This window comes from bacterium (assembly GCA_040755795.1).
GTDB lineage: Bacteria > UBA9089 > CG2-30-40-21 > CG2-30-40-21 > SBAY01 > JBFLXS01.
Window position 1 is genome coordinate 1 of sequence record JBFLXS010000100.1, and the last position, 11,357, is coordinate 11,357.

3 protein-coding genes are annotated in these 11,357 nt (G+C 37.0%); all 3 read right to left on the minus strand.

Annotated features, from left to right (window positions below):
* On the minus strand, positions 1 to 9,885 hold a 9,885-nt coding region (locus tag AB1414_08390), incomplete at its 3' end, for a hypothetical protein (protein ID MEW6607456.1).
* A gap of 33 nt (positions 9,886 to 9,918) precedes the next feature.
* Positions 9,919 to 10,809 carry a hypothetical protein gene (locus AB1414_08395; protein ID MEW6607457.1) on the minus strand — a complete coding sequence of 297 codons (891 nt, stop codon included), beginning with the start codon at positions 10,807 to 10,809 and terminating at the stop codon, positions 9,919 to 9,921.
* Positions 10,810 to 11,127: 318 nt separating this feature from the next.
* A partial coding sequence (locus AB1414_08400) for a hypothetical protein (GenBank protein ID MEW6607458.1) occupies positions 11,128 to 11,357 on the minus strand: 230 nt, incomplete at its 5' end.

Below are 11,357 nucleotides of genomic sequence, written 5' to 3' on the forward strand. Positions count from 1 at the left end.
GGCTACTTTCTCATTATCTTTATTCTGGAGCTTCCAGAGCCATTTACCACTACTACTTACTCCCTCATATTCATATACCTCTTCACCGACTATATTAAATATCCTTACCTTTATTTGCCCCGGTAGGTTATCACCAAAAGTTACTTGCTCCCTTGCTGGGTTAGGATAAACTATTACCTCCCCTAAAGATTTACTTACCTTTGCACCTATGCCTACCAATGATAAATGTGGTAAATAAAATATTAACTTATTATTCACTTTATCCAATTCCTGGCTACTGACTACTTCCCACTCCCCATTCCTGATATAATATGCCTTTAAACTATCTTTTATTATATCATCTCCTAATCCCTCTTGTCCATAAAAATATGTTACCTTTATATCTTTTTTTATCTCTACATCCTTATCATAAATAATAAACTCTAATACCTTTATTGGCTGTATCCCTGCGAGGGGTAATGGATATTGTGTTACCTTAAAGAAATCAAACAAGGCGTTTTTACTTAGTGCAGATGGCATTATTTCTACCATTAGCCACTCCTTCTCTATAATCTTACCCATTTCTTCAGGAATGTTGTAGATACTTATCTTCTTTCTCCCTGATGTAACTAAGGTATGTGTTCCTAAGTATATACCATAGATTAATGTTTGCCTATTGGATGTAGTTGTAGTACTTATTATCTCATAGACAGGGCTTCCACCTTCAAATGTCTCTTCTTTCTCATATACCTTAATCCAATTCTCTCCTTCATCTATCCATGCCTTTATCATCCCTTCAAATCCTTCACTCACCTCTAAACTTAACTTAACCTTAAATGCCTCATTAAACGAATACCCTGCTTTATCCAAACTTGCCCCTTTTATTACTGCCTCTATCCCTCGAACATCAAATGCAAGGGATGAGGGAGAAGGGATGAGGGATGAGTGATAATGGATATAGTAGGTACCTGTGAGCATGTTATCTGGCAGCTTAAATGTAAAAGTTTTACTCCCCTGTCCATCAAATACAATCGTCCCCGTAGTTGGCTCTCCTGGAGTAGTCAAACTCACAGTCCCTGCCTCCTGTGAGATAACTGTTAATGTTACAGTCCCACTTTGATTGTATATCTGCTTATCCGAAATTATCGTCATTGTTCCTTTTTCTCGAACATAAATCGCATCAAGCCAGATGGCTCTATCATTTTCTGAATAAATCCCAAAGTTAAGTTTTTGACCAGTATGATGGATTGGTAGGTAAAATAGGACTCCACCCTGTTGTAAATAACCTAATGTAATTGTTTTTGTTTCTGCATAATCGTTGAATTTTACCTTTGCCAATAGGTTTAATGTGCCTAAACCTGCATCACTTAGATTTGTTACCTTTAATGTAAAAGTAGCCAACTCTCCTTCCTCATAACACTCCTTATCCAAACTTGCCTCTACATCAATCCTTATCCCTACTATCCTAATAAAACTTAAGGTTTCAGTAGTTAATTTTTCCCCACTCGCCCCTGACCACTCACCACTCGCCACTAAAGAATAAGTTCCATCCTCAAAATTCTCAGGTACAAGTAACCTGAAATTTAAAGTCCCCATCTTTTCTGGGTCTAACCATATCACCTGTTCCTCATCCAGCAAATCCAACAACTTTACCTTTACCTTTGCCTCACCCATAACCATCCCAATATTTTTAACTGCAACGCTAATCGTTCCTTCTTTACCAACTGCTAATTCAAGATGACCAACATCCAGAATCTCAAAATTCGGTTCTAAACTAAAAACAATCTCCTTCTTATCTACTTCATTCCCATCGTACAAAATTACCCCTTTAGCAGTATAAGTTCCTCCAATCAGGGTAGTTTGTATCCCTTGACTTAGGATAAATGTATATGTTGCACCTTTGCCTGCATCAAGATTTACAGAAGTCTGGGTTTGATAAAACGGTGTCTCAAATTGTAGCGTTCCGTTAAACTCATTTGAGCCAGGATTTTCTACCCTTACTCTAAACTGGGGACTATCTACGGTTAACCCCTTAATCTTAGCAATGTTTTCTCTTGCTACCTTGAACTTAGCACTTCCAGTACCACGAAAATACTCATATCCAAGTTCATACACTTCCTCTTCTAACTCAAATATTAGATTACCTGTAATCATGCCACCTGATGGAACATAGAATTTACAAGCAAGAATGATGGAATTAGGGGCGACTTGCGAGATGATAGGGGCGAGTGAAGATTTGGTAACCGGGTGATTGGGTGGCTGGTGGCTGGTATCTGATATTTGGTGGCTGGTGGCTGGTGTCTGAGTGTCTGGTGTCTTCTGTCCTCTGTCCTCTGTCTTTTGACTACTGTTCACTGCCCACTGATCACTCACCACTACCTTCGGAATTGCTTTACACCAGGTGGGTAATTGGATACTTGGGTAATTGAGTAATTGGGTAATTTGGGATTTGGAATTTGGAATTTGTTTGGAATTTGATATTTGAGATTTGGAATTTGTCATTTCTCTGTGTCTCTGCGTCTCTGCGGTGAATATGGTGAATATCGTAAATGTCGCAGAAAACTCCGAATCTAATTTACCCCTATTTACTACCTCAAACGGTATCTCCAGATACCCTATTGGATATACTGGGTCAGGATTAATACTTAAATCTACTAACTCTCCAAACTCTACCTGCTTAGTATAAGTCCCACTTACATTACCTGATAAAACTAAGGTAATTGTAGCATAGTCTGATTGGTAACTGGTAACTGGTAACTGGTAATTAACCTCAATTACCTTTGATTCTAATCCTCGAATAGTAATTGTTGCAAACTCCTTATGCATATCACTAATGACTAATGACCACTGACTGATGACTACATCAACTTGACTTATATTATTTAACCTTATGATTAGGGTATTTGTTCCTCTTGCTAATGCCTCTTTTGTAATCATCTCTATATTAACTTTTGTCTCTTCTACCAGGATATAATCTATCACCTTCACATCTTTTATCATACATTCTAAGACAAAAGATGAATTAGCCGTAGTAGTAGCAATGAAACTATAACTACTGTTAGAGCCAAGATTAATTGGCGTCCTGAATATTACACCTCCATCTTTTACCTTTAACTCTAAGTCACCTGCTTCTATATTCTCTCCTTTATTTGTTAGAGTTCCGGATATAGTAATCAACTCATCAGGTTTATACACCTTTTTATCAGTATCAAATGTTAGGTATAAATTTGACTTAAATATATAGAATGAATTCATATCTATATCTATTTTCTGATTTTTATTTGAGGTAAGTACTCCTTCAATATATAGTTTGCCTACACTACTTAAAGTACCAATATTTATTACTTCCTGACTAATACTTGATTTTAAGCAGGTTATCTCATACTCTTTTTCATAAATCACATCCCCTCCTGGAGTATATCGTGATACACCATCATCCTCTGTTCCAAACCAAATATATTCTCCATCTACTGCTATTGACATAATCTCATTACTCACTAACCCACTATTTTGTTGGGTAAAATCTGTCCAACTACCGGTTTCCTTATCATATCGTGATAGACCATCACTTGTTCCAAACCAAATATACTTCCCATCTACTGCTATTAACCTAATCCTATTACCCACTAACCCACTATTTTCTTTATTAAAGGTTGTCCAAATACCGGTTCCCTTATCATATCGTGATACACCTCTATACTCTGTCCCAAACCAAATATACTTCCCATCTACTGCTATTGAATTAATATAATAATTATCCACTAACCCACTATTTTCATTAAAAGTTGTCCAATTACCGGTTTCCTTATCATATCGTGATACACCATCATACCATGTTCCAAACCAAATATATTTTCCATCTACTGCTATTGACTTAATATAATTACTCACTAACCCACTATTTTGTCGGGTAAAAGTTGTCCAACTACCGGTTTCCTTATCATATCGTGATACACCATCCCATGTCCCAAACCAAATATATTTTCCATCTACTGCTATTGAATTAATATCATCCCTCACTAACCCACTATTTTGTGGGGTAAAAGTTGTCCAACTACCGGTTTCCTTATCATATCGTGGTACACCATCATATGTTCCAAACCAAATATACTTCCCATCTACTGCTATTGATGTAATATCATTATCTACTAACCCACTATTTTCCTTCTTAAAGGTTGTCCAGCTACCGGTTTCCTTATCATATCGTGATACACCACTATACTCTGTCCCAACCCAAATATACCTCCCATCTACTGCTATTGACATAATGTTATTATCCACTAACCCACTATTTTCCTGGGTAAAAGTTCTCCAATCCTGATTTCCTTTATCATGCCGTGATGCACCATAGCATGTCCCAAACCAAATATATTTCTCATCTACTGCTATTGACTCAATATAATTACTCACTAACCCACTATTTTCTTTATTAAAAGTTGTCCAACTACAGGTTTCCTTATCATATTGTGATACACCATACCATGTCCCAAACCAAATATATTTCCCATCTACTGCTATTGAACTAATATAATTACTCACTAACCCACTATTGTATTGGGTAAAGGTTGTCCAATTACCGGTTTCCTTATCATATCGTGATACACCAGCATACCATGTTCCAAACCAAATATATTCTCCATCTACTGCTATTGAACTAATATAATTACTCACTAACCCACTATTGTATTGGGTAAAAGTTGTCCAATTACCGGTTTCCTTATCATATCGTGATACACCAGCATACCATGTTCCAAACCAAATATATTCTCCATCTACTGCTATTGACCTAATCTCATCACTCACTAACCCACTATTTTGTTGGGTAAAAGTTGTCCAACTACCGGTTTCCTTATCATATCGTGATACACCATACCCTGTCCCAAACCAAATATATTTTCCATCTACTGCTATTGAACTAATACCATTACTCACTAACCCACTATTTTCTTTATTAAAGGTTGTCCAACTACAGGTTTCCTTATCATATCGTGATACACCCCATGCCCCAAACCAAATATATTTTCCATCTACTGCTATGCTACTAACATCTATTATCTTATTATAATCATCCCACTTATTATCTACCTTATTATATCTTTTCACAATCCCATCAGTTGCAAACCAGACATAATTACCATCAACTTTAATATCTTTAATTATTTTCAATGCAGTAAAAGTCTGCCAGCCAGGATAATTACTTCTTACTTTCAGGCTCAACTTAGCATCTTCAATCGCCTCATTTTTATTATCTATACTTACAGTTACATTAATTTGCTCATTAATAGAGTATATCTTGTTATCAGTCCATATACTCATATCTGCCTCTATCCCTTCTATACTGATATATCTATCAAAATTTTCTCTTAACTGTATAAGTTGCTCGGTTGTAATTAAACTTATTATATAATCTCCGGTTATTAGTCCACCTGGAATATCAAATCCTATTACCCTCTCATTATCTGCTGGAAATAAATTATCTATACTTCCTTCACCTGTATAAACCTCATTCCCTATTGTATCGAATAATCTTATAGTATAATCCCAACTATCCGCTACACCACCGATATTCTTTATGTAAATATTTACCCTTTCCCCCGGCTGATAACTTTTATCATTAAGTTTAACTTCTAATCTTGCCTGCGGGATATAAAAACTAAATTGTTTATATTTAGAAGAAGTACCACTCTGGACGCAGACAGTTCCGTAATAATACCCAGCTGTTAAACTTGCTGGAATAGGTACGCTAAGGCTAAGAGTTCCTTTTTGTGATGGTAATAAAGAAAGCAAGGTAGTAGTGCTAAAGTTAAACCCCGCAATAAAACTAACTATTTCCAGGTCTTGTTTAAACTTACCTGTATTAGTTATTTCTACCTCTGATTTTATTGCTTCCCTTACTCGATACTTTGTTTTATCTAAATCTACCTTCATAATCGCATCGCATTTAATCTTTTTTGACCCCACTAAAACTTTCCCTTCATAACTCAGGGTATAAAATAACTCATAGAGGCCAAAGTTAATCATTTTTATCGGAATCTTAATATTCAAGCTAGAAGACCCAGCAATAGCCACAGCACTAAATGTAGATGTCCCATGCCAGAGTAAAGTTTTATCTGGGGCTATAAATGAAACAGTAAAGGTACTTGATTCAATAATAGACAACCCAAGATTGGTTAGAGTGAATGGAATGGTATTGGTAGAATTGGGAATAATAGCTTCTGGAATGGTTAATTCAAGTCCTGGAATACCTTCTGAAATCTTAAAACCAGTTGCATCTAATCCTATCTTCTTTTCACCCCTATTTGCCTCTGCTTGAATGATGTATATCCCTTCATCTGCATCTTTAGATAAAGGAACATCAAAACTTATACTGATAGAACCTTTAGAAGTAAGTAATAAAGTCGTATTAGTCGCAAAAATCACAGCATTATTCGGGTTCATTATTTTTAATTGAAGATTAGTATCATATTCAATAGATTTTTCATTTGTCACCTTTAAAGTAGTATAGACAATATCTCCTTTTGCATAATTCTTCTCATCCGTAGTAATATTTAAATTTACTTCAGCTTCTACTATCCAGACCCCGTGTTCACATCTTGCTACTGCACCGTTAAAGAACCAGGTATCAGAAATCGTCCCGATATATAAACCAAAATAAGTGCTGGTAGATAAATATACCTCTCTTTCATACAGAAAACTTCTTTGAGAATGTGCAGGGACATTTATTCCTGTAATTGTACCTATATGAGCCCACCATCTACCCCCTTTTTCATGTACCCCAACACCAATATTACCATTGACCAACTCCGTACCTGTATCATTTTTAATAAAGATAGTATAGGCTACCTTTGCTCCTTTAACTGCATTCTCATTAGCTACTGCCCAGATTTTGTATCCTTCAATCCTATTTCCTGCAATGTGATGTTGCGAAATTGCAAATTGGCTACCTTCGGTTTGTGGTTGGATGGTATTGCCTGAGTTATCGTGTAACTCATAATCTATCCTGTAAATGTCCATCTTATTGAGGGATGAGAGAGGAGGGATGAAGGATGAGGGAAGACTCAATTCCCTTGTCTGATTCGGTAAAAGGCCTGGTGTAAGGTTTAATGTGTAAGGTGGTAATGGTTTTTTATCAGGGTCTATTACCTTAATCACTACCTTTTCTGCAGTTTGTGATTTGTAATTTGTGATTTGTAATTTAGTAGTTATCGTCCCATTTGGTTTAGTCTCTGGCATCTCATCCCTCATCCCTAATCCCTGATCCCTAAACTTTGCCCAGGTGATTAAATCACGAATTAGATTGGTTTCATCTGTTGACCAGTGTTGATGTCCATAGCCCCAATCTGTATACAGGGTACAAGCTACTACATACCCTTTGCCGTATTTATACATGATTAACATTGGCTGCTGATTTTTTACCCGGCGCAATATTACTTTAGCATCTGCCCATCTTGTAAAATACCCATCTGCATTAGCATCAAGGTTAGCGGAGTCCTGGCCGGCCATAATTGGATGATACTCATCGATATAACCTGCATTTTGCCAGCAAGACTGGTCTTCATTTGCCCCGTAGCCAGTAACCGTCCCTGGCAAAAACTCAAATTCATAGCCATATTTCTGCGTAAAACAAACTACCACACCACCTTCCTCAACATATTTCCGTAACCTCCATTCTAATATCTCAGAGGTATCTACACCACTCAAGCCATAGCTCGGAATGACCAGCACCTTGAAGTCAGATAACTTTCTTGCTTTGAACACGGATTGCACGGATTTACTTGGATTTGCAGCACGGATTTTTTCAATTATCTGTGAAATCTGTGGATTAAATTTAGAATTTCCTCTGTGCCTCTGTGTCTCTGTGGTTATCTCACCCGGTAATGGCTCAAAATCACGATCGATAAACCAGACAGGCTCTTTAAACCTGCCCAAAAGATGTGCCACCCCATCAACAAATCCATTCAAATATACCCCAACCTCTGCCTCTGAATCTATCTTTGCCGGTGTTGGGTAGCGTGGGTCTGAGATATCATAGGATTCATCCGGATGGTCTGTGACAATATTCTGGCCATTGGCATATTGAATAGCAGATAATTTTAAGCCAGGGACAGTTATTATTATCTGATGAATCAAATTATCATCAGGTATTAATTCCTCACCTGAGCTAACTACGAAAGAGGTGCTTGCTTGACTATCTGCTGGTAATTCTAATGTAGATGCAGGATATTGAGTAATAGAAAGGCAGCCTGATTCTTTGATAAGTTTCATCTCAATATTAGCCGTAAAAGACTTTTTCTTTGCTTTGTTAGTAATAGTAATGTAATGCGTATGTGATTCATTTGGGTTAGTGAAATTTTGCCAGGTAGGGTGGATAGATACAAAGATGGGTGGGACTATCTCAAACGACCCGCGATAAGGAGACCCTTTCAAGTCATGCCCTGGTGTATTGGCATTATCCTTTGCCTCAATAGACCAGGTATACTCTCCATAATCTAACTTATTCACTGCTGATGCCTGTTTGAAACTGCCTTGTGGAGTATCTAATTTTATCGTCTGTGGGTCAATCCCGGAGGCATAGCCATTAACTGGTGGGTCAAAAAGCGTAGCAGAGATATTAACTGCGATTGGTGTCTCCTCAGCAATAATCACCTCACCATTTGCTGGGGTGGTTGCAGTTACCTCAGGCTCCTCGGTGTCAATTAAAAAGGAATGGTAGCCTGATATTGGTACTTCAATAGTTTCTTCAATATCTTCTGAACAATCAGCAGAGGCTATCTTTACCTGTTTTGGGACTTTATCATTAATATAAAGTTTTGCTTGACCATCTGTACCTTTTGGAATGACTAATGCTCCGGAGAAATCTTTACCAGAACCCATTAGGTATATTTGTTGAGGTGTTGAAAAATCACCGTTACCTTTGACAAACAGTTTTGGTGGTGAAGGGAAAGAGTCAGATAACCTTACAGAAATATATATTCCTCCTTCTCTTACTGGTGAGTCTGGGGAGATGGATATTTGTGCAGTGATAGGACTGTTAGTAAACAGATCTTTTAGTATCTGCTTTTTAGTATAGGGATTTTTAGGTAAATCATTATGCCAAATCCATCCGAGAGGAGCAAAACTACCTGCTCCTTTAACTTCTTTCTCATCATGGACACCCATCGCCGAAGAAAAATCAATTACTCCATCACCAGGCTCACCAAGACCCAATACAGTTCTCTCCTCAGCTAAATTAGTGTAATTCACATCTGGATTTAAGTGATTTGCACAAAATTTTAGCATAAAGTTACTTAGTTGACTTAGCTGTTCATAACTTACCGCATAGACATCAGGTGCAACAAAGCCCGATACTTTTCCCTCAAGCATCTTAGCTATCTTTTTAGTTCCTTCTGGGTGTTGATGTGTGAGGTATGCCCAGTTGCTCCCACCCTGTGGTGCCGCAGTCATGATGACTTGATTTATGTCATGGCCGTAGCGGGGGATATCTTTGATAGTCTTAGTTTTTGGGAAACCAGTACGAGGATCAGTGTATGTATATTCCATTGTAGGTTTATACTGATTTCCATACATCATAGTATAAAATTCAGTTACCAATCCACCTCTTGAGTGAGCAACAATATCTACTTTCTTAGCTCCTGTTCGTCTCTTAACCTCATCTATCGCTTGTTTAAGCAATTTCACATCCTCTTGTATAAATCCTTGTCCACGATTAGGAAAATCTCCACCTACATCTGATAAGGTAAACACCTGAAATCCTGCATTTTGTAATGTCTTTTTTAGACAGCCCTTCTCAAAGGTTTCAGAAACATCATTAACACCAGGAACTATCAGGACTGGATATCTTTCAGCAAAGGCACTACTTATCCAAAATAAAGTAAGAACTAAACCTAAAACTATCCTCTTAATCATGTTGTTCACCTCCAAAAAATTAAAAATTTAAGTCTAAAACTCAAACTCACTATCTGGAGTGCCAGTATTTAACTGTATATTACTTAATGTAATCTCTTCTTTTACATTAGTTCTAAATTGAGTATGGGCAAATTTTGTTGGTATCCAAGTATTATTAGTTAGCTCAAAATCTTTAATTTCGGCTCTAAAGGTTAATAAGTCATTTTCAGGTATGCTATAGCCCTCAATTTGTGTAATTACCCCTTTCCCATAATTGACATAGAGCCATAACTTTCCATTTGGATTAGGATAATTATAATCATCCTCAGGATTACTAGCTTTCGGCACTGCCTCAATGACCCAAATATCAGGTTCAGGATTATCAATCACCCTACTATCAAACTTAGTAATTATCTCATCCAACCGCCAATAGAAGTCAAACCTATCCGGGTCTAACAGAGTATACCAGGGTAAATTAGTAGGTCTTACAGGTGTATCTTGAGTAGCTTCAACAGCCCATCCATCACCCATTCTCCTATACTCAATATTGTTCTTCTTAACTAATGTAAAAAGTTCATTTGGAGGTATCCATTTAAGTTTATCCGGTGCTTTAAAGAAAAACTTCTCATCCTGTGTAATTAAATCACCTACTATGCCTAACCATTTAGCAAATTCAGAATCCCATGTCTTGAAATTCCAATTTGCCTTCAAATCCTGAATCTTATGGTAATTAGATTCAACCTTATCGAGTAGTTGTTGAACCGTAGGAGTTCCGACTTGCCTCTGGATTTTAGGTTTTAGCCTTTCAGTCTTCCTTGCTCCTTGCTCCTTGCTCCTTGCTCCTCCCGGCTCACCACCCATACCATTTACACTAACATACAAACCAACCACTAACCCAAAAACAATCAAACTACCAATTAAACCTTTTAAACTTCTTTTACTCATTTTACTTTACCTCCTTGGTTTTAATTTTTTAGTAATCGAATTAAACGGATATATCGGATTTTTTATCTGTTTAATCCGCTAAATCCGATTACTTATATTATACCCTAAAAATTCAAAAAAGTCAATGATATTTATTTGTGTTAATTCATGCTATCCGTATCATCCGTATACTTTTAATTCACAATTCAAGATGTGACCCTATACTACCCCAAGATGTGACCCTATACTACCCTGACCCTATACTACCCACTATACTACCCAAGATGTGACCCTATACTACCTATACTACGTGGACCCTATACTACCATTGACCCTATACTACCATACTACCTGCAATAAAAGATTCCACATCTTCGTAATTGGTGCATCAAAATCCTTCATATAACATACTGTTCCCAATGTCCAGTTTAATTTTTCAATTGGGGCATAGGTAATATATCTCCCTCTGGTTACATCTTCTTGATAGTCAGGTTTATGAACTTCAGTTATTGTAGGTATCTCCTGTGGTATTTCAACGATATGCTTTCTTTTTTCATTTAGTAAAAATG

Coding starts and splice junctions, on each gene's coding strand:
- AB1414_08395 (MEW6607457.1), bottom strand. CDS start 10,809: ATGAGTAAAAGAAGTTTAAAAGGTTTAATTGGTAGTTTGATTGTTTTT.